The sequence below is a fragment of the Nonomuraea sp. NPDC049624 genome, assembly GCF_040675255.1.
Classification (GTDB): Bacteria; Actinomycetota; Actinomycetes; order Streptosporangiales; family Streptosporangiaceae; genus Nonomuraea.
Window position 1 is genome coordinate 44,329 of the sequence record NZ_JBFAOR010000023.1, and the last position, 20,631, is coordinate 64,959.

Sequence of the window (20,631 nt, forward strand, 5' to 3'; positions counted from 1 at the left end):
AGGTTCGTCGGTCATGTCAGGGGACGGCCGCCACCAGGCGCCTGGTGTAGTCGTGGGCCGGGGCGTCCAGGACGGCCGAGGTCGTCCCCTCCTCCACGACCGCGCCCTTGAACAGCACCACGGTCCTGACGGCGACCTGGCGGACGACCGCGAGGTCGTGGGTGATGAACAACATCCCGGTGCCCAGCTCCCGGCCGATGCCGCGCAGCAGTTCGAGCACGTGCGCCTGGACCGACACGTCCAGGGAGGCGACCGGCTCGTCGCAGATCAGCAGCGCGGGCCGGACGGCCAGGGCCCGGGCGATGGCGACGCGCTGGCGTTCGCCGCCGGACAGCGCCTTGGGGCGGCGGGCGGCGTACGCGGCGGGCAGCCCGGCCAGCTCCAGCAGCTCGCCCACGCCCATCCGGTCGGCGGGCGCGGCCCTGGCGATCGCCTCGGCCAGCGTCGCGCCGACGGTCATGGCGGGGTTGAGCGAGGTGGAGGGGTCCTGGAAGACGCACTGGACGAGCCGGTGCACGCGGGCGCGCTCGCGCGGGTCCATGGCGGCCCGGTCAGTGACGTCGAGGCCGGCGAGCCGGATCCGGCCGCCGTCGGGGGTGACCAGGCCGAGCACCGACCGGGCCAGCGTGGTCTTCCCCGAGCCCGACTCCCCCACCAGGCCGACGGTCTCGCCGGGGTTCACGTGCAGGCTGACGCCGCCCAGGGCGGTGTGGGCGCCGTACCGTTTGCGCAGGTCCTCGATGTGCAGCAGCGGTTCGCCGGCGGCCGGGGCGGCGGGGAGCGCGGCCTCGCGCAGCGCCGGGCGGGCGGCTCCGGCGGTGTCGTGCACGCAGGCGGTCAGCCGGCCGGGCCCGATCGGGCGCAACGGCGGCCTGGCCGCGGTGCAGGCGTCGGCGACCCGGTCGCAGCGGGTGGCGAACGCGCAGACGTCCGCCACCGCGTCCGCCCGCGGCACGGCGCCCGGGATGCCCACCAGGCGCTCCAGCGTGCGTTCCGCCGAGGGCAGCGCGGCCAGCAGCCCGGCCGTGTACGGGTGCGCGGGCTCCGCGGCCAGCTCCGGGCCCGGCCCCTGCTCGACGACGCGCCCGGCGTACATCACCGCGACCCGGTCGCAGACGGCGAACGCCACGCGCAGGTCGTGGGTGATGAGCAGCACGCCCATGCCGCGCGCCTCCTGCACCCGGCGCAGCAGCGCCAGGATCTCGTGCTGGGTGGTGGCGTCCAGCGCGGTGGTGGGCTCGTCGGCGACGAGCAGCTCGGGGTCGCCGGCCAGCGCGGCGGCCAGGGCGATGCGCTGCCGCATGCCGCCCGAGAGCTGGAACGGGTAGCGCCCGGCCACGGCGGGGTCGTCGATGCCGACCTCGTCCAGCCTGCGCGCGATCTCCTGCCGGGACGTGCGGCCGGGCAGGGTCTCGGCGATGTGCGCGCCGGCCGTGCGCAGCGGGTTGAGCATGGCGAAGGGGTCCTGCATGAGCAGCGAGATCCGCCGTCCGCGCACGCCGCGCAGCAGCCGCTCGGACGCGCCGACGAGCTGCGCGCCGCCGACCTCGACCGACCCCTCGGCGCGCAGGCCGCGCGGGAGCAGGCCGACGAGGGCGCGGGCGGTCAGGGACTTGCCGCTGCCGGACTCGCCGACCAGCCCGACGGTCTCGCCCGCGGCGACCGTCAGGTCCACGCCGTCCACGAGCACCCGGTCGCCGACGACCCGCAGGCCGCGTGTCTCAAGCATCGGAGAGCCTTTCGAAGAGCTGGTCGCCCAGCAGGGTGGCGGCGGTGGCGGCGACGGTGACCAGCGCGGCGGGCACCACCGCTGCCCACGGGTTGAGGTCGAGCAGGCCGCGGTTCTCCTCGATCATCAGCCCCCAGTCGGGCGTGCCGGCGGGCAGGCCGATGCCCAGGAAGGACAGGCCGGACAGGGCCACCAGCGCGGCGACGAAGCTGAGCAGCGCGCCGGCCACGACCGTGGGCGCGATGTTGGGCAGCAGGTGCCTGAACATGATGCGGCCGCGGCTGAGCCCGAGTGTACGTGCCGCCTCGGCGTAGGCGAGCTCGCGCTGGGCCATGGTGAGGCTGCGCACCACCCGGATGTCGCCGGGCGTGAACAGCACCGCCATCGCCAGCACCGCCCAGCCGATGCCGCCGCCCAGCACGCCCACCAGGACGATCAGCATGAGCAGCCCCGGCATCGCGATGAGCAGGTCGACCACCCGCATCATCACGGCGTCGATCCAGCCGCGGCGGTAGCCGGCCAGCAGCCCGAGCGAGGTGCTCATCGCGCACGTGCCGAGCGCGACGACCAGCGGCCACAGCAGCGCCGAGCGGGCTCCGGCCAGGCAGCGCGACAACACGTCCCGGCCCAGCTCGTCGGTGCCCGCCCAGTGGGCCCAGCTGGGCATCGACGCGCCGAGCGCGAGGTCCTGGGCGGCCGGGTCGTAGGGCGCGAGCCACGTCCCGAACAGCGCGGCGAACGCCATCAGGGCGAGGATCCCGCCCGACAGCAGCGTCAGCGGCCCCGGCCTGGACCGGCGCAGCCGCCGCGCCCGGCCGCCGAGGCGCACGGTCCCCGTCACGACGCTCACGCGGCCACCGCCCCATGACGCACCCGCGGGTCCACCGCGAGGTAGGCCAGGTCGATCAGCAGGTTGACGGCGACCACCACGGCGCCTCCCATCAGGACGAGCGCCTGGACGACGGGCAGGTCCTTCTGCCCGACGGCGCTGACGAGCAGCTCGCCGACGCCGTGCAGCCCGAAGGCCCGTTCGACGAACAGCGCGCCGGTGAGGTTGGCGGCCAGCAGCAGTCCGCCGACCGTGAGGACGGGCAGCGCGGTGTTGCGCAGCGCGTACCCGATCCAGTAGCGGGCCCGGCCGACGCCGCGCGCCCGGGCGAAGGTCATGAAGTCCTGCCCGGCCAGGTCGAGCGCGGCTGCCCGCATCTGCCTGATGACGACCGCCGCCTGCCCGGTGGCCAGCGCGATTGCGGGCAGCGTCAGGTGCGCGACGCGCTCGGCGAACGTCTCGCCCGCGCCGAAGACGGGGAACCAGCCGAGGGTGACGGCGAAGCCGTACAGCAGCAGGATGCTCATCGCGAACGGCGGGATCGCGAGGCCGACCAGCGCGGAGAGCGTGATGCCCCGGTCGAGCGGGCCGCCTCTGCGCATGGCGGCGGCCAGCCCGGCGGGCAGGCCGACGGCGAGGGTGAGGATGATCGCGTAGGCGGCCAGCCCGGCGGTGACGGGCAGCCGGTCGGCGATGACGCTGGTGACGGGCTCGCGGCTGTAGAGGGAGGCGCCGAAGTCGCCGCGCACGGCGTCGCCGAGCCAGGTGGCGTAGCGGACGGGCAGCGGGTCGTCGAGGTGGTACTGCGCGCGGACGGCGGCGCGCGACTCCGCGGTGGAGGGCCGCGGCCCGAGCAGGACCTGCTCCGGGTCCCCGGGGGCGAGCGCCAGCAGCGCGTAGGTGAGCACGGACAGGACGCCGAGCAGGAGCAGCGCGGCGGCCAGGCGGCGGGCGACGAAGGCCATCAGACACCGGCCGCCGGGCGGATGGTGCTGAAGACGTTCATGGTCCAGGTGCCGAACTGGCCGGTGAACCGCTTGCGCAGCGCGACGGCGGCCTCCTTGGTGTAGAGCGGCACGTACGGCACCTGGTCGGCGATCTCGGCCAGCACGTCGGTGACGACGGCGGCACGGTCCGCTCCCTCGAGCTTGCCCAGGTCGTCGAGCCGGGCGTCCGTCTCGGGCGAGCCGTAGCCGCTGAAGTTGAAGCCCTGGGGCCCGGCCGAGGCGCGGCTGACCAGGTCGGGCAGCACCTCACCCGGGTCGGGGGTGCCGTAGAGCAGGTCGACGAGCTGCAGCGGGGTGTCCTGGTGGCTGAACATGCGCTGCCGGTACTGCTCGGTGGGCAGCGGCTGGAGGTCGAGCTTGACGCCGATCACCGCCAGGTCGGCGACGATGGCCTGCAGCGCCTTGACGTCGTCGCTGCCGCTGTCGTACGGCGCGGTCAGGGTGAAGCCCTGGGGGTGGGCCGACTTGGCCAGCTCGGCCTTGGCGGCGTTCACGTCGTGGGGGTAGGCGGGCAGCTTGGGCAGCTTGCCGCCGTACAGGGCGGCGAGCTGCGGCTTGGGCAGCATCAGGTCGGCGATGCCGCCGTGGCCGCTGGTCATGAGCGTGGCCAGCGCCTCCCGGTCGAGGGCGTGGGCGATGGCGCGGCGGACGTGCACGTCCTTGAGCGGCCCCTCGCGCACGCCGAGTGACAGGTAGGTGATGTTGTTGGCCGGGTAGAAGGAGGTCGTGACGCCGGGCAGGGCGCTCCACTTGCGCGTCTCGCTGACCTGGATGTCGTTGGTGCCGTCCACCTCGCCGGAGGAGACGGCCAGGCGCAGCGTCTCGGCGTCGCCGATCGCCTTGATCTCGATCTTGCGCAGCTCCGGCTTGGGGCCCCAGTACAGATCGTTGCGTTCCAGCGTCACCCCGGAGGTGAGCGAGAACTTCGTGACCTTGAAGGGGCCGGAGCCGAGCGTGCCGACCTCGGGCGAGCCGAGGTCCTTCGGGTGCGCGGCGGCCAGCCTCTTCGGGACGATCTGCCAGGCCAGCGCGGCGGTGGCCAGGAAGCTGGCGCTGGGCTTGCTCAGGGTGACCTTCACCGTGCGCGGGCCGGTGGCCTCGGCCTTCTTGACCTGCGTGACGTAGCTGGCGGCCTGGGAGGTCACGGCGGGGTCGAGGTGGCGGGTCAGGGAGTAGGCGGCGTCCTCGGCGGTGACGGGCGTGCCGTCGCTGAACTTCGGGCCCTCGCGCATGGTGAAGACGTACGTGCGCGGGTCGGGATGGGTCCAGGAGGCGGCGATGCTCGGGATGACCCTGCCGTCCGCGCCGAGGGTCACCATCGTGTCGAGGACGGCGAACTGCACGGTCGTGGAGGCGTCGTTGAAGCCGTGGGCGATGTCGAGGCTGTTGGGGGCCGTCCCCGTCGCCCAGCGAAGCGTGTCGGGGGCCGCGCCGGAGCTCGCGGCTCCGGCGCAGCCGGCCACCAGCACGAGCAGAGCGCCCGTGGCGAGCCTGGCGAGTGCGGTTGCGGATGTCATGGAACCACCTCGGGGTGTGAGCGGGGGGAATAGTCGGACGCTAGAAGCCCGGCCTTCCTCGTTCACTGACCCGGCAGCCAAACTCTGCGCGCCCCGGCTCGTGCTGCAGGCCAACACGGCCCTAGACCAGACCAGGGGGGACGCCGACGGGCGCGGTGCCCTCGGGCTGGGCGGCGAAGCGCAGTCCGAGCAGGCCGAAGCCGCTGAGCAGCAGGTCGCCGTCCCCGTCGAGGCGCAGGGTGAACGGGCCCGCCCGCCACGTCCCGGCGGGTGCGGGGGCGACGGGGGCCTGGAAGGTCAGGCCGACGCGCAGCGTCCCCTCGTCGATGACGGCGAGCACGCCCGTCTCGTCGTTGAGCCAGGCGCCCTGCGGGGCGGGCTGCTCCCCCGGCGGGTCGCAGGGCTCGTACACGTTCGGCCACCGGATCGAACCGTCGTGGCCGAACAGCAGCCGCCCGTCCTCCGGCACGATCCAGATCCGGCCGGCCGGCACCTGGGCGTACCAGCGGCCGTCGACGTCGAGGGCGAGTTCGAGGTCGGCGGCGCCGGTCAGGGCGATCTTGCCGTCCTGGTCGTCGCCGGCGGGTTCGAGCGTGAGCGTGGCGTCGGTCTCCGGGTCGTACCAGTGCCCGAGCAGGGCGGGCCGGGCCGCCTCGGCGTCGGCCCGGGGGGCGGGGGCCGGGCGGGGGGCCGGGTCCTGGCCGGTGAGTGCGCGGGCCAGGCCGAGGCTGAGGCCGACCGGGTCCAGGCCGCTGTGGTTGGTCAGCACGGCCACGCCGAGGCCGGGCTCCGGCAGGTGGAGCAGGTTGCCGACGTAGCCGTGCATGCCGCCGGCGTGGCCGTAGGCGTCCAGCTCGCCGACGGTCAGGTGGCAGATGCCGCGGGCGTACCGCAGGACGGCGCCGTCGGCGAGCGTGGTGCGCTCCAGCAGCGCGCTGCGCACGTCGGCGCCCAGCACCCGGCCGTCGGCCAGGAAGCCGAGCCAGGGGGCGAGGTCGGCGACGCTGGTCACCAGGCCGCCGTCGCCGACCGCGCTCTCCTGCGTGTCGGCCCGCGCGCCGGCGCCGTCGTAGCCGTAGGCCATCCGCGGCAGCGGGACGGAGGCGTCGTCGCGGAAGACGGTGTCGTCCATGCCGAGCGGCTCGAAGAGCCGTTCGCGGGCGAAGTCGGCCAGCGAGCGGCCGGTGAGCCGCCGGATCACGACGGCGGCCAGGACGTAGCCGGTGTTGGAGTAGGAGAAGCGGGTGCCGGGCTCGAACGTGGTCCGGCGCATGCTCGCCACGATCTTCATCAGGCGTTCCTCGTCCATCAGGGTGAACGGGACGCCGGTGACGGCCTGCAGGCCGTACCACTCCGGCAGGCCGCCGGTGTGCCGCAGGCACTGGTCGAGCGTGACGGGCACGCCGAGCCGCAGCTCGGGGACGTGCTCGCGGACGTCGTCCGACAGGCTCAGCCTGCCGTCGCGGGCCAGCAGCAGCAGGCACGCGGCGGTGAACTGCTTGCTGATGGAGGCGATGTCGAAGCGGGTGCGGGAGTCGATCGGGACGCCGAACTCGACGGTGGCCATGCCCCTCGCCGCGGTGTGCAGCACCTTGCCGTCGGCGTAGACCCCGACCGCCAGTCCCGGCCCGCCGGGGCGGAGGCCGGGAAGGGCGTCGAGCGCGCGTTCTACCTGCTCAAAATCCATCGTTCAAGTATCTGGATGTCCGGGTTCGAAACGCTTGTCCGGAGCGGCAAACCTGGGGGCTACCTGGTTGGTCTGCCGTACAGGGCCATCCTGGCGATCATGGCGTCCGCCGCCAGGTGGTAGCAGGTCGTCACGCATCCGAGCACCTCCCTCGGGGTGGTGAAGGTGGCCGCGAGCGTCTTGTCGGCGATGCGGCGCACGCCCGGCACCAGCTCGCCCAGCTCGGCGGCGGGCGTGGTGGGCATGTCGATCTCCAGTTCCAGCACGCCGGGCAGCTCGAGCGGCCGCAGCTCCCCGGCCGAGCGCACGGTCTCCGCGGCCGCCTCCTTGATCAGCCGTCGCGCCTCGGACGGCGAGAGGCTGTCGGCCGCGGTGTGCCCGTGAGCGATCTTGACGGCGACCGTGCGCACCCCGGGGAACGCCTTGCCGGCGACGTCGCAGATGACGTCGTCGCCGGTGAGCAGCCCCACCGGCACGCCGACGGCGGCCGCCTGGAGTGCGTTGACCTCGGCCTCGGAGACGATCGCGCCGTTGAGCCGCACCTCGTAGAAGTGCGAGGAGTAGGTGTGGGCGAGCACGCCCGGCGAACCGGCGGCGGCGTGGTAGCCGAGGAACATGGCCACGTCGTGCTCGGCCGAGACGCCCTCGGCCATGCAGTCGAGCTTGGGCGTGCCGAAGATCAGCCGGGCGCGCGGGTCGAGCTCCTCGTGCAGCAGGTTGTCCATGGTGCCGTGGCTGTCGTTGACCAGGACGCTGGTGGCCCCGGCCGCGAAGGCACCCTCGATGGCGGCGTTGGCCTCGGCGGTCATCAGGCGCTGCGCCCGCGGGTAGCCGTGGCCGGCGCGGGAGACCTGGTCCATGGTCGCGATGCCCGCCACGCCTTCCATGTCGATGGAGATGTAGACGTTCGTCATCGTCACAGGCTTTCACCGGGGCGGGCGGACGGCTTCGTCGCCAGGGCAGAAACCGCCGGCCCCGCTTGCGTCTTCCGCACAGTCGCGGGGATCACGAAGGCGGCGGCGACGGCCAGCAGGCCCAGCGCCGCCGACAGCAGGTACGTCTCGACGAAGCTCTGCTCGGTGGGCACCCCCGCGACGGCGCCGGAGGCCAGCACCATGGCGCCGAACTGCGCCCCGAACGTGCCGCCGATGCTCTTGGCGACGAAGACCACGCCGCTGACCCCGGCCGCGCGCTCGCCGGGCACGTCGGCGGCCACGGCGTTGAGCCCGGCGGTGAGGCCGATGGAGGCGCCCAGCCCGATGACCGTCACCGCGGCCATGACCTGCCACGCGGCGGAGTGCCACAGGGCCAGCCCGCCGGTCCCGCCGCAGACGAGCACGCTGCCCAGCACCAGCACCGCGCGCCGGCCGAGCAGCCTGGTCATCGGCCCGACCAGCGGCGCGATCACGGTGCCCGCGACGCCCATGGGGAACATGTAGATGCCGATCCACAGGGTGTCGGCGCCCTGGCCGTACCCGGTGCCGGCGGGCGCGGCCAGCATCATCGGCAGGGCGACGACGAGGCCGAAGGAGGCGAAGCCGAGCAGCACCCCCATGGCGGTCACCCCGGCCGGGGTGCGTCCGGCCAGCAGCCGCAGGTCCACCAGCGGGTCGGCGACGCGCAGCTCGACCACCGCCCACGGGCCCAGCGTCAGCGCGGCGGCGGCGAACAGGGCCAGGGTGGCCGGGGACGTCCAGCCCCAGCTGGAGACGGCGGTCAGGCCCAGCATGACCAGGGCCACGCCGCCGCCGAGCAGCAGCCCGCCCGCCCAGTCGACGCGACCGCCGGCCGCGCGCGGGGTGGACGGCACGGTGAACCAGGCCAGCAGGGCGGCCGCCGCGACGCCGGCCACGGCCAGCAGGAACAGCGACCGGTAGCCGAGGGCCGAGGTGATCGGCCCGGCCAGGATGAGACCGAGCGCGCTGGCCAGCGCGGCGACGCCGACCACCAGTCCGTTGCCGGTGGCGGCGCGCTCGGGGGTGAGGGTGTCGCGGAACAGCCCGACGGTCAGGGGCAGCACGCCCAGCCAGATGCCCTCGATCGCCATGCCGGCGATCATCAGGGTGATGTTCGGCGCCAGCGCGGCGAGCAGGACCCCGGCGCCGCTGATCGCCATCAGCGCGAGCAGCACGCGCCGCTTGTCGTACATGTCGGCCAGGCGGCCGACGATGGGGGTGGCGATCGCCGAGCTGATCAGCGAGCCGGTGAAGATCCACGCGAGCGCCCCGGGCGAGGCCCCCAGGTCCTGCTGGACGAGCGGAAGCGCGGGCGAGAGCGTCATCTCCATGGTCTGGAGCACGCCGATGTACAACACCGGCGCGCCGATGACGCCGAAGCCGGATCTGGACATGGTTCTGCCTTTCGGGGTGGGGTGACGTGCGGCCGTGTGGTCCCCCCGAACCCCGGCCGTGATCTAGGCCGGTCCGAGCACCGCCGGCGTGATCAGCGCCAGGGCGGTCTCGACGAAGAACTCCTCGTCGGCCTCGTGGGCGCCGAGCACGACGCTCTGGCCGAGGCCGGACAGCAGGGCCGACAGCGCCCGCGCCAGGCGCAGCGCCTGGCCTTCGGTGACGGCGGCCCCGCCGTGCTCGCGGCCGGTGAACAGCGCGGCGAACTCGACCTCGGTCGACCTGATCGAGGTGTTGAGCCTGCGGTGCAGGTCGGGGTCGTTGAGCACGAGGTCGAGCACGCGGGTCTCGAACAACATGCGGCCGGCCGCCTGCGGGTCGGCCGACATGTGCAGGTAGCGGCGGGCGATCTCGGCCACGACGTCCGCCAGCCGGGCGCCGAACCCGCCGGTCTCGGGCGTGCGCAGGTCGAGCGGGCCGACGTAGTCGTCGACCATGGCGGCCATCAGCCCGTTCTTGCCGCCGAACAGGGAGTAGACCGCTCCCGTGGTCAGGCCGGCCAGCTCGGTGATGTCCTCCAGCTTGGCCTTCGAGCCGTCCCTGCCGACGATCTCGCGGGCGGCCTCGATCAGCGCGCGCCTGTTGGCGGCCTTGCTTTCCGCCCTGTTCAGCCGCATGACATCTCCTGCATGCCGTAAAGATAATCTGATTTACTAGAATAATCCAGATTATCAGGAGGCCCGAAATGGACGTCACCCCCCACATGAGCCGCGTGCCCGACTTCACCGCGTTCCCGACGGTGGACCAGATGCACGCCGAGCTCGACGACCTCGCCGCCGCCCACCCCGACCTGGTGCGCCTGCGCCGCATCGGCACCTCCCGCCTCGGCGAGCCGCTGCGCGTGGCCACCATCGGCGCGGGCCCCCATGACGCCGTGATCATCGGCGGCCCCCACCCCAACGAGCCCATCGGCGCGCTCACCGTCAGCACGCTGCTGCGGCAGCTCGTCGAGGACGCCGCGCTGCGGGAGGAGTTCGGCTTCCGCTGGCACCTCATCCCCTGCGTCGACCCCGACGGCGCCCGGCTCAACGAGGGCTGGTACGCCCGCCCGAGCGACCGTCGCGCCTACGCCGAGCACTTCTACCGCCCGGCCGAGGCCGACCAGGTCGAATGGACCTTCCCGCTGACCGGCGAGGACTACTTCTTCGACCGCACGCTGCCGGAGACCGAGGCGCTGATGCGGCTGATGGACGAGGTGCGGCCCGCCCTCGTCTACTCCCTGCACAACGGCGAGCTCCAGGGCGCCTTCTACTACCTCAGCCGCAACGACCCCGCGCTCGCCGCCCGCCTGACCGCCATCGCCACGGCCGAGGGCCTGCCGCTGCACATGGGCCCGCCGGAGCTGCCGGGCGCCGTCCAGATCGCGCCGGCGGCCTACCTGACCCCGCGGGGCGCCGAGATCGGCCCGACGTACGGCACCGGCGGCGGCAGCGTCGACTACGCCGACCGGTTCGGCGCCCTGCACCTGGTCACCGAGCTGCCCTATTGGGCCGATCCCCGCGTCTCCGACCAGACCCCGACCGGCCAGAAGTACGAGGAGACGATCCGCGACTGCCTGGCCGGGCAGCGCGACCTGATCGGCGAGCTGGCCGCCTCCCTCGCCCGCGTCAAGGGCGACCTGACCGTGCGCTCCGCCTTCCGCCGGGCGCTGGAGGACTTCGTCGGCACCCACGACGACTTCATCGGCGAGTGGGAGAGCCTGCCCGGCACCGACCGCCCGGCCACGGTGGCCGAGGCGGTCGGCGGCCGGCAGCTCGTGCACCTCATGCGGCTGCGGTACTGCGGCACCTGCCTGCGCATGCTGGACGCCGAGCTGGCCGCGGGCAACGCGACGCCCGCCGTCCGGGCCGAGCGCGCCCGGCTCGGCGCGCGCTTCGACGAGTGGTTCGCCGAGGCCGAGGCCGACGCGCGGAGCACGCCGATCCCGCTGCGCTCGCTGGTCGCGGTGCAGCTCGGCGCGGCGCTGCTCGCGGCGGACGCCGTCAGGCGGGCAGGAGGGCGGTCAGCTCACGCCTGACCAGCGGCCAGGTTCGGCTCTCCGGATCGATGAGCACGAAGTGGCCCGCCCCCGGGACGCGCACCAGCGACGTCCCCGGGTGGGCCGCCAGGTACGACTCCGAGACCTGGACGGGGACCCGCTCGTCCGCCGTGCCGTGCACGATCACCAGCGGGCCTCGCCGGTCCGGCAGGCGTACCGGGTCCAGGCCGGGATGCTCGTCCGGCGGGCCGCCGAGGAAGTCGGTCACCGCGCCGTCGTCGAGGTCCAGCCGCGCGGCCAGCCGCAGGTCGGCGACCGGGGCCAGGGCGAGGACGGCGGTCCCGTCCGGGGCGGCGCACATGGCGAGATGACCGCCGGCCGAGTGACCGACGACCACCGAGGGACGCAGCAAGCCGACCGCGGCCCGCAGGTCCGCGACCGCCGCCGCCGGATCCCCCGGCCGGCGGCGGTACTCGACGGCGGCCACGCCGAACCCCGCCCGGTGCAGCGCGTTCGCCATGGGCCGCAGGTGCGTCCGGTCGTACTCCGGGCGCCAGAACCCGCCGTGCACCAGCGCCACCACGGGTCCCTCGCCCGGCCACAGGTCGATCACCTGGTCGGCGTCGGCCCCGTACCGCAGGGTGCGCAGCGGGCCGGGCGCCGGGCGGGTCAGGACGGCGCGGTTCTCCATCCTCACCTCCCGCCGGACCGGCGGGAGCCGAGCCGGGCGAGCCCGGCCGCGCCCGCCGCCAGCAGCGCGGCCCCGGCCGCGGCGGCCCCGGCCAGCAGCAGCTGCTGCCGCCGTACCCGCCGCCTGACCTGCGCGTACGGCACCGTGGAGAACGACACCAGCTCGTACCGCGACACGTAGCGGCCGGGCAGCGCGCGTTCCAGACGGTGCTCCACGCTCTTGGTCAGCCGGTGCACCGGGGAGGCGACCTTGTCGCGCATCTCGACGAAGTTGGCCAGCGCCATCTCGGCGATCGCGTCGGTGTCGTCCCTGCGCCGCGACTCGAACAGCGGCAGCGCGCGGGCCCAGTCGCCGCCGGTCTCCGTCAGGCACCGGTCGAGCACGGTGACGTCCTCGAAGCCGCAGTTGGCGCCCTGGCCGTAGAAGGGCACGATGGCGTGCGCCGCGTCGCCGATCAGGCCGACCCGGCCGTCCGTCTGCCACGGCGCGCAGCGGACGGTGCCGAGCCGGCCGACCGGGTTCTCCATGTACTCCCGTACCAGACCGGGCGCGAGGGGGGGCACGTCCGGGTAGTGGGTGCGGAAGTGGCGTTCGATCGCGGCGGGGCTGCTCAGCGAGGCGAAGCTCGACGTGCCGTCGGTCGGCCAGAACATCGTGCAGGTGAAGGAGCGGTCGGGGTTGGGCAGCGCGATCATCATCGAGGTGCCGCGCGGCCAGATGTGCAGGGCGCCGGGGTCGAAGGCGAAATCGCCGGCCACGGGCGGGATCGTCAGCTCCTTGTAGCCGTGGCCGAGGAAGTCCAGGCTCTCCTTGATGCCCCGGTGGGCCAGCAGCTCGGCCCGTACGGCCGAGCCGGCCCCGTCGGCGCCGAGCACCACGCCGGCCGCCGCGCGCACCGGGCCGGCCGCGGTGTCGAACTCCATCGCGCCGGTCGCCGGGTCCAGGCCGGTCAGCCGGTGCCCGAAGAAGATCTTCACGCCGGGCGCGGACTCCGCGGCGTCCAGCAGCGTGTTGTTGAGCGCGCCGCGGCTGATGGAGTTGATCGAGCGCACCCCGTCGTGGCTGTAGGGCTGGAAGTTCAGCGGCCCGTCCACCGGGTGGATCATCCGGCCGCGCATCGGCAGCGCGCCGGCCATGACCTGCTCCTCCAGGCCGATCCGGCGCAGCGCGTCCAGCCCGCGTTCGGAGATGGCCAGGTTGATCGAGCGGCCGCGCTCGGCGAGCCCGGCGCGCGGGTCGGGCCGCCGTTCGTAGACGGTCACGTCCAGGCCGCGCCGGGCCAGGTAGCAGGCGAGCAGGCAGCCGGTCAGGCCGGCGCCGACCACGGTGACGTTCATCGGTCCTCCTCGACGCACTCGGCCAGCGCGACGGCGGCGCGCCAGCAGTCGTGGTAGGTCGAGTACAGGGGCGTCGGCGCCAGGCGGACGACGTCCGGCTCCCGGGCGTCGGCGATCACCCCGTGCTCGTGGCGCAGCCGGCGGGTCAGCTCGGCCGCGCCGCCGCGCTCGACGCGCAGGGAGAGCTGGCAGCCCCGGCGGGCCGGGTCGCGCGGCGTGACCACCGTGAGCGGCCTGGTGGGGGTGACCCGGTCGAGCAGGCTCTCCAGGTACGCGGTGAGCCGTACGCTGCGGGCCCGCAGGGTGGCCATCCCGATCCGGTCGAAGATGCCGAGCGAGGTGCGCACCGGGCCCATCGCGTAGATCGGCGGGTTGGAGACCTGCCAGGCGTCGGCGCTGGCCGGCGGCCGGGAGACCGGCGCCATCTCGAACCGGGTCGCCTGCTCGGTGCTCCACCAGCCCTCCAGCCGCTGCAACGCGGGGTCGCCCAGGTGCCGCTGGTGGACGAACACGCCGCCGAGGGCGCCGGGCCCGGAGTTGAGGTACTTGTAGGAGCACCAGGCGGCGAAGTCCGGCCCCCACGCGTGCAGCTCCAGCGGCACGTTGCCGGCGGCGTGCGCCAGGTCCCAGCCGACGGCCGCACCGCTCGCCCGGCCGGCCGCGGTGATCGCCGGGATGTCCATGAGCTCGCCGGTCAGGTAGTTGACGCCGCCCAGCAGGACCAGCGCGACCGTGTCGCCCTCGCGGTCCAGGAAGTCCAGCACCTCCCGGCCGTCGCGCAGCCGGACCACCGTCTCGTCCGGGTCCAGGCCGTGCAGGCGGGCCTGGCTGCGCACGGCGTAGCTGTCGGAGGGGAACGCGGTGTCCTCGATGAGGATCCGGGTCCGCGTGCCGCGCGGCCGGTAGAACGAGACCATCAGCAGGTGCAGGTTGACCGTCAGCGAGTTCATCACCACGGTCTCCTCGGGCAGCGCGCCGACCAGCCGGGCGGCCGGGCCGGTGAGCCGCTCGTGGTAGGGCAGCCACGGACGGGCCCCCTCCAGATGTCCCTCCACGCCGAGCCGGGCCCAGGCCTCAAGGTCCTCGGCCAGCTCCGCCGCCGTCGCCCGGGGCTGGAGCCCCAGGGAGTTGCCGGCGAAGTAGGCGCACTCGGGGTGGCCGCCGCCGTCGGCGGGCGGGACCACGAAGAGCTCGCGGTGGCCCGGGTCGTCGCGGTCGCGGCGGAGGGCGTCCTGCTCGGCGGGCTTCCAGTCGTCGATCACGTGTCGTCCGTTCTTCACATGTGGGTCCGGGCGGACCACAGCTCGGGGAAGACCACCCGCGCCATGCTGCGCTCCAGCCAGGCCAGGCCGTTGGAGCCGCCGCTGCCGGGCTTGGCGCCCATCGACCGGCGGACCGCCGTCACGTGCTGGTAGCGCCAGTCGCCGAACTGCTCGGCCACGTCGGTCAGCGCCTCGCCGAGCAGCCGCGGCGCGTTGCCGGGGCCGGTGTCGCGGTACACCTCGACCCAGGCCCGCTCGACGGCCGGGTGCGGCTCGTGCTCGACGGCGAAGTCGCGCTCCAGCAGCTCGCGGGGCAGGTCGTGGCCGAGCCGGGCCAGCAGGGCGATGGCGTCGTCCCACAGGCTCGGCGACTCCAGGGTGGTGAGCAGGTCGCGGTGGGTGCGCTCCTGGCGTCTGAACGGGCGCAGCAGGGCCGGGTTCTTCAGCCCCAGCAGGAACTCCACGTGCCGGTACATCGCCGACTGCAGGCCGCTGGCCTCGCCGAGCTCGTCCCGGAAGCGGTTGAAGTCCGCGGGGGTCATCCAGCGCAGGCCGCGCCAGCTCGCGTTCAGGCCCTGCAGGTGCAGCACGGTACGGCGCAGCGGGTCCAGCGCGGCCCACACGTCGTCGGCCCGCAGCCGCTCCTGCGCGTTGCGCAGCTCGAAGGCGATGAGCTTGAAGTACAGCTCCATCACCTGAGTGATCATGAGGAACGACATCTCGCCCGCGTCGTCGCTCATCGGGTGCTGCAGATCGTGCAGCACGTCGGTGCGGACGTAGGCGTCGTAGGGAGTGCGGGTCTCGAAATCCAGGGTGGGAGCTCCGCCCGTCGCCCTGGCCCGTTCGGCGCGTTCCTCCGCCGTGGTCGGCCGCACTGCTGATAACTGTCGCGTCGCGTCCACGCGCTTGCCCTTCTCTTAGCCTTGCTGTCCCCATGATGGCGTCGGGATGATGGAGAAGGAATGCCAGATGGAAGGCTGTATCGCCATATAGGCTTATATTTCGGTATAAATCGTGATTTGAGGCTTACGAACGGAAGGCGTGATCGTGGACGAGACCGACTGGGAGTTGCTGCGTGAGCTCCAGGACAACGCCCGGCTCTCCCTCAAGGAGTTGTCCCGCCGGATCCACCTGTCCGCGCCCGCGGTGGCCGACCGCGTACGGAAGCTGGAGGAGTCGGGCGTGATCACCGGCTACCACGCGACGGTGGACCCCGTGCGGGCCGGCTGGCCGGTCTCGGCCTTCATCCGCATGTCCTGCTACGGCACCCGCTGCGTGCTGCGCGACCCCGAGGTGGCCGGCTGGCCGGAGGTCCGCGAGATCCACCGGGTCACCGGCGACGTGTGCAGCATCCTGCGGATCGTGGCGGTCTCCATGGTCGCCTTCGAGGACCTGATCGACCGCCTGGCGGTCTACGGGCCGCCCTCCAGCACCATGATCCTGTCCACCCCGCTCCCCGGCCATCCGCTCACCACCCCCGACGGCCCGTGACCCCGTCCGCCGCGCGGCCGGCCGGGGTCGTCCACGGGTTCGTGCCGTCGTGGCAGAAGCGGGCGAAGGCGGTGCTCATCTCGTGGGCCAGGGCGTCCACCTCGGGGCCCGTGCCCGTCAGCGGTGTTCCGTGGGTGCCGAGGTAGAGGGGCACGTCCACCAGGTGGCAGGCGCCCAGGGCGACGCCGCCGTGGCTCATGGGCGAGCGGTGCCCGCAGACGTGGTGCCCGGCGGGGCCGTGATGGGCGTCGGCGAGCTCCCGGGCGGGCCCGGCGAAGAGCTCGCCGGTGTCCAGGCCGTCCTGACCGATCGCGGTGAACAGGCGGGCCTCCTCGGCCGTGGTCGTCACCAGCAGCGGGACGCGCGCGGCGGCGCCCGTCCGGACCGCCTCCACCGGGTGGACGGCCAGCAGGTCGCCGTCCACGACGGGCGCGGCGGGCAGCAGCCCCGCGGCCGGGGCGCAGGCGCGTACGGCGGCCTCCTCGGCGGCCAGCAGATCGGCGAGCGGCACGGCGTACGGGTCGCCGCCGAGCGCGGAACGCGCCACCGAGGTCCAGGCGGCGGCCTCGGCGGGAGTGCGGAAGCCGTACGGGACGGGGCTCATCGCCGCCGCCCTGGCGAACAGGCCGGGCGCGCACGTCATCAGCGCCAGCACGCAGGTGCCGCCCGCCGAGTGCCCGGCCAGGGTGACGTTCGCCGGGTCGCCGCCGAAGGCCGCGATGTTGGCGCGCACCCACTCCAGTGCGGCGATCTGGTCGCGCAGCGCCAGGTTGGCCGGCACGCCGTCGCCGTGCCAGAAGCCGGGCAGGCCGAGCCGGTAGTTCACGGTCACCACGACCAGGCCGTGGTCGCGGGCGAGCGCGGTGCCGTCGTACATCGCCTGGGAGCCGGAGCCGAAGACGAACGCGCCGCCGTGCAGGAACACCAGCACCGGGCGGCGCCCCTCGGCGGAGGGCGTCCAGACGTTGAGGAACAGGCAGTCCTCGGCCGACGTGGCCGGGTCGATCTCCAGGCCCGGCACCCACGCCATGCGGCCGGGCCGCTGCGGGGCGGGCGGGCCGGGGGTGCGGGCGTCCGCGACGCCCCGCCAGGGGCGCGCGGGCTCCGGCGCGGCCAGGCGGCGGGCGGGCGCGGCGTAGCGCACGCCCTTGAACGTGCTCACGCCGCCGGCCCGGACGCCGCGCAACGCCCCGAGCAGCGTCTCGGCGACCGTCATCCCCCGAGCCCCAGGAAGGCGGCGGCGTTGCCGCCCAGGACGGCCGCGCGGCCCTGCTCGTCCAGCTCGGCGCAGGCGCGCACGACCGCGCCCGGCTCCAGCTCCCCCAGCGGGAACGGGAAGTCGGTGCCGAGCATGACGCGCTCGGCCCCCATCACCTCCACCAGCAGCCGCAGGGCGCGCGGGTCGAACACCGCGGAGTCCACGTAGAAGCGGTCGGTGTAGGCCGACGGCGGCCTGGGCGAGTGCTCCCGGACGATGTCGCGCTGGTGCCAGGCGTTGTCGGCCCGGCCCAGCAGGTAGGCGAAGCTGCCGCCGCCGTGGCAGAAGCACAGCCGCAGCGAGCCCGGCAGCCGCTCGAACGCCCCGGACAACATCAGCGACAGGATGCCGAGGTGGGTCTCGGCCGCCATGCCGACCAGCCACGGCAGCATGTGGCCGCGCATGCGGTCGGCGCCGAGCATGTCCCAGGGGTGGACGAGCACCGGCATGTCCTGCTCGGCGCAGTGCGCGAGGAAGGCGACGATGTCGGGATCGTCCAGGTTGCGCGGGCCGACGTGGTTGCCGATGTGCACACCGCGGTGACCGGCGGCCTTGGCCTCGGTGACGGTCTTCGCGGCCAGGGCGGCGTCCTGCAACGGCACCTGGCACAGCGGCAGCAGCCGGTCGGGGGCCTGCGCGCAGTGGTCGAGCACGCGGTCGTTGACCATGGCGCACCACTCGGCGGCGCGGTCCGGGTCGGCCGCGTAACCGAACAGCAGCGGGGTCGAGGAGACCGCCTGCACGGCCACGCCGGTGCGGTCCATGGCGGCCACGCGGGCCCCGGCGTCCCACAGCTCCGGCGTGACCGGGCGGTAGTCGTCCTCGCCGCTCATCATCATGCCGTCGCGCAGCCACGGCTCGCCGGCCCCGGCGAGCGTCCTGGCCTCCTCGCGGGAGATCCGCGGGAAGACGTGCGCGTGCACGTCGATCATGGTCACCGGACCACCGGCCGCAGGTGTTCCGGCCAGTCCTTGCCGGGGTGCTCGGCGCCGCAGTGGGGGCAGGTGCGGTCGCCCTCGTGGAAGTTGCGGAAAACGGGCGGCAGGTCGTCGACGATCGACTGGAGCTGCACCTCGGCGCGGTGGACCAGGCGGTGGCAGTTGACGCAGTACCACTCGAAGGCGTCCAGCGCGCCCTGCGGGCGGGCGAACTCCACGACCAGGCCGATCGAGCCGGGCACCGGCCGCTGCGGCGAGTGCCGCACGTGCGGCGGCAGCAGGAAGACGTCGCCCTCGCCGATCTGCACGTCCACCGGCGGCTTGCCCTCCTCCTCCATGACCCGCAGCACCATGCCGCCCCGCAGCTGGTAGAAGAACTCCTCGATCGGGTCGTCGTGGAAGTCGGTGCGCTGGTTGGGCCCGCCCACGATCGTCACCATGAGGTCGGCGTCCTTCCAGATCTGCGCGTTGCCGACCGGCGGCTTGAGCAGGTCCTGGTGCTCGTCGATCCACTTGTTCAGGTTGAAGGGGGGGATCATGCCTGGCTCCTTTGGGGGATGAGGGCGGTGCAGGAGATCTCGATCAGCAGGTGCGGGTGCGGGAGCTGGTGGACGGCGACCGTGGTGCGGGCGGGGCCGCTCTCGTCGAAGTACTCGCCGTAGACCTCGTTGTAGCCGCCGAAGTCGTTCATGCTGACCAGGTACGCGGTCACGTTCACCACGTCCTCCAGGCCGCCTCCGGCGGCGGCCAGCAGGTCGGCGATGTTCTCGATCACCGCCCTGGTCTGCTCGCGGATGTCGAGGCTGGTGGTGCCCAGCTCGTCGGCGCTCGCCCCGGCGAAGGAGCCGTCGGGGCGGCGCGAACTGGTGCCCGACACGAACACGAAGTCGCCGGCCCGCTTGACGTGCGGGAACCGGCCGCGGGGCCGGGCCTTGCCCTCGACCAGCAGCGCGTCACTCATCGGGTGGTCACCTCCACGTGTCCGAGGCCGGCGGCGCCGACGCGTACGTGCGCCCCGGCGGGCAGCGGCACCGCCGCCGTGGCCGCGCCGGCCAGGACGATCCAGCCGGCCTCCATCTCGATCCCGGCGGCCCTGGTCAGCCGGGCGGCCGCGGTCAGCGCGCGCAGCGGGTGGCCGAGGATGGCCGCCGACGAGCCGCCGGCGACCTGGCGGCCGTCGATCTCCATGACCAGGCCGAGGTTGCCGATGTCGCCGGCGTCCTGCGGGCGGCGCCAGGGGCCGACGCCGAAGCCGCTGGCCGAGGCGTTGTCGGCGATGACGTCGGGCAGGGTGAAGCTGAAGCCCTCGTAGCGGGAGTCGAGCACCTCGTACCCGACCGCGACGCCGCCGACGGCCGAGGCCACGTCGGCGGTGCCGCGCACCGGACGGTCCAGCAGGAACGCGATCTCCGGCTCGATCCGCGGGTGGATCAGGCCGGCGGTGTCGAGCCGGGACTCCACCAGCATGGCGTCGGTGAGCAGGCCCCAGATGACGTCGTCCACGCCCATCTGGGCCATCTTGGCGCGGCTGGTGAAGCCCATCTTCACACCGACGATCCGCTCGCCGCGGGCCAGCCGCCGCTCGATCAGGGCGCGCTGCACCTCGTAGGCGGCCGGCACGTCGAGGTCGGCCGTGTCGGTCAGGCGCGGGATGGCGCGGCCGGTCAGGGTGGCCTCGTCCAGGCGTTCGGCGAGCGCGTTCACCGCTCCTCCTTCTCGTCGTCGGCGGCGAAGGCGGCGCGGACGTCGCCCAGCCCGTCGATGCGGGCCTCCAGCACGTCGCCCGCACGCACCGGGACGACCGGGCCGAGCGCCCCCGTCAGCACGGTGTCGCCCGCCCGGAGCGGACGGCCGAGCGCGGCCAGCGTGTCGGCCAGCCAGACCGCGGCGTGCAGCGGGTGGCCCAGGCAGGCCGCGCCGACGCCGGTCGAGACCTGCTCGCCGCGCCGTTCGATGACCATCCCGGCCAGCCGCAGGTCCACGTCGCGCAGCGAGACCGGGCGGTTGCCCAGCACGTACAGGCCGGAGGAGGCGTTGTCGGCGACGGTGTCGGCCAGGGTGATGTCCCAGTCGCGGATGCGGCTGCCGACGACCTCGATCGCGGGCAGCGCGAACGCCGTCGCGGCGATCACGTCGGCGACCGTGTGGCGCTCGTGCGGCAGGTCGCGGTCGAGCACGAGCGCGACCTCGGCCTCGGCGCGCGGCTGGAGCACCGCGCCGGCCGGGATCTCCGCGCCGTCGGGCACCGCCATGTCGGCGAACAGCACGCCGAAGTCGGGCGCGCCGACGCCGAGCTGCGCCTGCACGGCCTTGCTGGTCAGCCCGACCTTCCGGCCGGTGATCCGCCTGCCCTCGCCGAGCCAGTGCTCGGTGAGCAGGCTCTGCACCGCGTAGGCCGCCTCCAGGCCGTCGACCAGGTCGCGGACCGGCTCGCACGGGCGGCCGGACGCGTACGCCTCCAGCAGCCGCGCGGCGGCGGCGCGATGGTTGTCTGTCACT

At 74.1% G+C, this 20,631-nt stretch carries 20 protein-coding genes; 2 read left to right on the plus strand and 18 right to left on the minus strand.

Annotation, left to right across the window (positions count from 1 at the left end):
* Nucleotides 1-16 precede the first annotated feature (16 nt).
* The 8 genes from AB0J76_RS47815 to AB0J76_RS47850 all read right to left on the minus strand — a co-directional run bounded on the left by AB0J76_RS47815 (nt 17) and on the right by AB0J76_RS47850 (nt 9,794).
* Complete coding sequence (locus AB0J76_RS47815; RefSeq protein ID WP_352325728.1) at nt 17-1,729, minus strand: ABC transporter ATP-binding protein; 1,713 nt, start codon at nt 1,727-1,729, stop codon at nt 17-19.
* On the minus strand, nt 1,722-2,579 hold the full coding sequence (locus AB0J76_RS47820) for an ABC transporter permease (RefSeq protein ID WP_352325727.1): 858 nt from the start codon (nt 2,577-2,579) through the stop codon (nt 1,722-1,724). Before AB0J76_RS47820 ends, AB0J76_RS47815 begins: the two co-directional genes overlap by 8 nt.
* Nucleotides 2,576-3,523 carry an ABC transporter permease gene (locus AB0J76_RS47825; protein WP_352325726.1) on the minus strand — a complete coding sequence of 316 codons (948 nt, stop codon included), beginning with the start codon at nt 3,521-3,523 and terminating at the stop codon, nt 2,576-2,578. The genes AB0J76_RS47820 and AB0J76_RS47825 overlap by 4 nt, the downstream gene beginning before the upstream one ends.
* A complete protein-coding gene (locus AB0J76_RS47830) occupies nt 3,523-5,082 on the minus strand; it encodes an ABC transporter substrate-binding protein (RefSeq protein WP_352325725.1) in 1,560 nt (519 codons plus the stop codon). The genes AB0J76_RS47825 and AB0J76_RS47830 overlap by 1 nt, the downstream gene beginning before the upstream one ends.
* A gap of 121 nt (nt 5,083-5,203) precedes the next feature.
* Nucleotides 5,204-6,769, minus strand: coding sequence for a serine hydrolase domain-containing protein (locus AB0J76_RS47835; protein WP_352325724.1), 1,566 nt, complete (start codon nt 6,767-6,769; stop codon nt 5,204-5,206).
* A gap of 59 nt (nt 6,770-6,828) precedes the next feature.
* Nucleotides 6,829-7,683, minus strand: coding sequence for a M55 family metallopeptidase (locus tag AB0J76_RS47840; RefSeq protein WP_352325723.1), 855 nt, complete (start codon nt 7,681-7,683; stop codon nt 6,829-6,831).
* A 2-nt stretch (nt 7,684-7,685) separates the two neighbouring features.
* Nucleotides 7,686-9,119, minus strand: a complete 1,434-nt coding sequence (locus AB0J76_RS47845) for an MFS transporter (protein ID WP_364394049.1) — start codon at nt 9,117-9,119, stop codon at nt 7,686-7,688.
* 63 nt (nt 9,120-9,182) lie between these two features.
* On the minus strand, nt 9,183-9,794 hold the full coding sequence (locus AB0J76_RS47850) for a TetR/AcrR family transcriptional regulator (RefSeq protein WP_352325106.1): 612 nt from the start codon (nt 9,792-9,794) through the stop codon (nt 9,183-9,185).
* A 68-nt stretch (nt 9,795-9,862) separates the two neighbouring features.
* Here AB0J76_RS47850 and AB0J76_RS47855 point away from each other — a divergent pair, with 68 nt between their 5' ends.
* Entirely contained in the window at nt 9,863-11,194 is a 1,332-nt protein-coding gene (locus tag AB0J76_RS47855; protein ID WP_352325105.1) for a M14 family zinc carboxypeptidase, read from the plus strand.
* Here AB0J76_RS47855 and AB0J76_RS47860 read toward each other — a convergent pair.
* Genes AB0J76_RS47860 through AB0J76_RS47875 form a run of 4 tightly spaced genes read right to left on the minus strand, consistent with a single transcriptional unit; the run spans nt 11,160 to nt 15,320 of the window.
* Complete coding sequence (locus tag AB0J76_RS47860) at nt 11,160-11,846, minus strand: alpha/beta hydrolase (RefSeq protein WP_352325104.1); 687 nt, start codon at nt 11,844-11,846, stop codon at nt 11,160-11,162. The genes AB0J76_RS47855 and AB0J76_RS47860 overlap by 35 nt on opposite strands.
* Before the next feature lie 2 nt (nt 11,847-11,848).
* A complete protein-coding gene (locus tag AB0J76_RS47865; protein WP_364394054.1) occupies nt 11,849-13,183 on the minus strand; it encodes an NAD(P)/FAD-dependent oxidoreductase in 1,335 nt (444 codons plus the stop codon).
* Nucleotides 13,180-14,445, minus strand: coding sequence for a kynureninase (gene kynU / locus AB0J76_RS47870; RefSeq protein WP_352325101.1), 1,266 nt, complete (start codon nt 14,443-14,445; stop codon nt 13,180-13,182). Before kynU ends, AB0J76_RS47865 begins: the two co-directional genes overlap by 4 nt.
* Before the next feature lie 14 nt (nt 14,446-14,459).
* The gene (locus AB0J76_RS47875; protein ID WP_352325100.1) at nt 14,460-15,320 is read right to left on the minus strand and encodes a tryptophan 2,3-dioxygenase family protein; all 861 of its coding nucleotides are present in this window, start codon (nt 15,318-15,320) and stop codon (nt 14,460-14,462) included.
* 172 nt (nt 15,321-15,492) lie between these two features.
* Between AB0J76_RS47875 and AB0J76_RS47880 the strand changes: the two genes are divergently transcribed.
* Nucleotides 15,493-15,936 (plus strand): Lrp/AsnC family transcriptional regulator, encoded by a 444-nt coding sequence (locus tag AB0J76_RS47880; RefSeq protein WP_352325099.1) that lies wholly within the window; start codon nt 15,493-15,495, stop codon nt 15,934-15,936.
* On the opposite strand, the gene AB0J76_RS47885 is transcribed toward AB0J76_RS47880, so the two are convergent.
* From AB0J76_RS47885 to AB0J76_RS47910, 6 genes are read right to left on the minus strand one after another with little or no spacing between them, the layout of a single operon-like run.
* Nucleotides 15,914-17,152 carry a carboxylesterase family protein gene (locus AB0J76_RS47885; RefSeq protein ID WP_364394059.1) on the minus strand — a complete coding sequence of 413 codons (1,239 nt, stop codon included), beginning with the start codon at nt 17,150-17,152 and terminating at the stop codon, nt 15,914-15,916. The two genes, AB0J76_RS47880 and AB0J76_RS47885, sit on opposite strands and share 23 nt — an antisense overlap.
* Complete coding sequence (locus tag AB0J76_RS47890; RefSeq protein ID WP_352325108.1) at nt 17,149-18,126, minus strand: amidohydrolase family protein; 978 nt, start codon at nt 18,124-18,126, stop codon at nt 17,149-17,151. Before AB0J76_RS47890 ends, AB0J76_RS47885 begins: the two co-directional genes overlap by 4 nt.
* Before the next feature lie 2 nt (nt 18,127-18,128).
* On the minus strand, nt 18,129-18,671 hold the full coding sequence (locus AB0J76_RS47895) for a 3-hydroxyanthranilate 3,4-dioxygenase (RefSeq protein ID WP_352325097.1): 543 nt from the start codon (nt 18,669-18,671) through the stop codon (nt 18,129-18,131).
* Entirely contained in the window at nt 18,668-19,093 is a 426-nt protein-coding gene (locus AB0J76_RS47900; protein WP_352325096.1) for a RidA family protein, read from the minus strand. Before AB0J76_RS47900 ends, AB0J76_RS47895 begins: the two co-directional genes overlap by 4 nt.
* The gene (locus AB0J76_RS47905) at nt 19,090-19,836 is read right to left on the minus strand and encodes a fumarylacetoacetate hydrolase family protein (protein ID WP_364394062.1); all 747 of its coding nucleotides are present in this window, start codon (nt 19,834-19,836) and stop codon (nt 19,090-19,092) included. Before AB0J76_RS47905 ends, AB0J76_RS47900 begins: the two co-directional genes overlap by 4 nt.
* Nucleotides 19,833-20,630 (minus strand): fumarylacetoacetate hydrolase family protein, encoded by a 798-nt coding sequence (locus AB0J76_RS47910; protein ID WP_352325094.1) that lies wholly within the window; start codon nt 20,628-20,630, stop codon nt 19,833-19,835. Before AB0J76_RS47910 ends, AB0J76_RS47905 begins: the two co-directional genes overlap by 4 nt.
* Between the last annotated feature and the right edge of the window lies 1 nt (nt 20,631).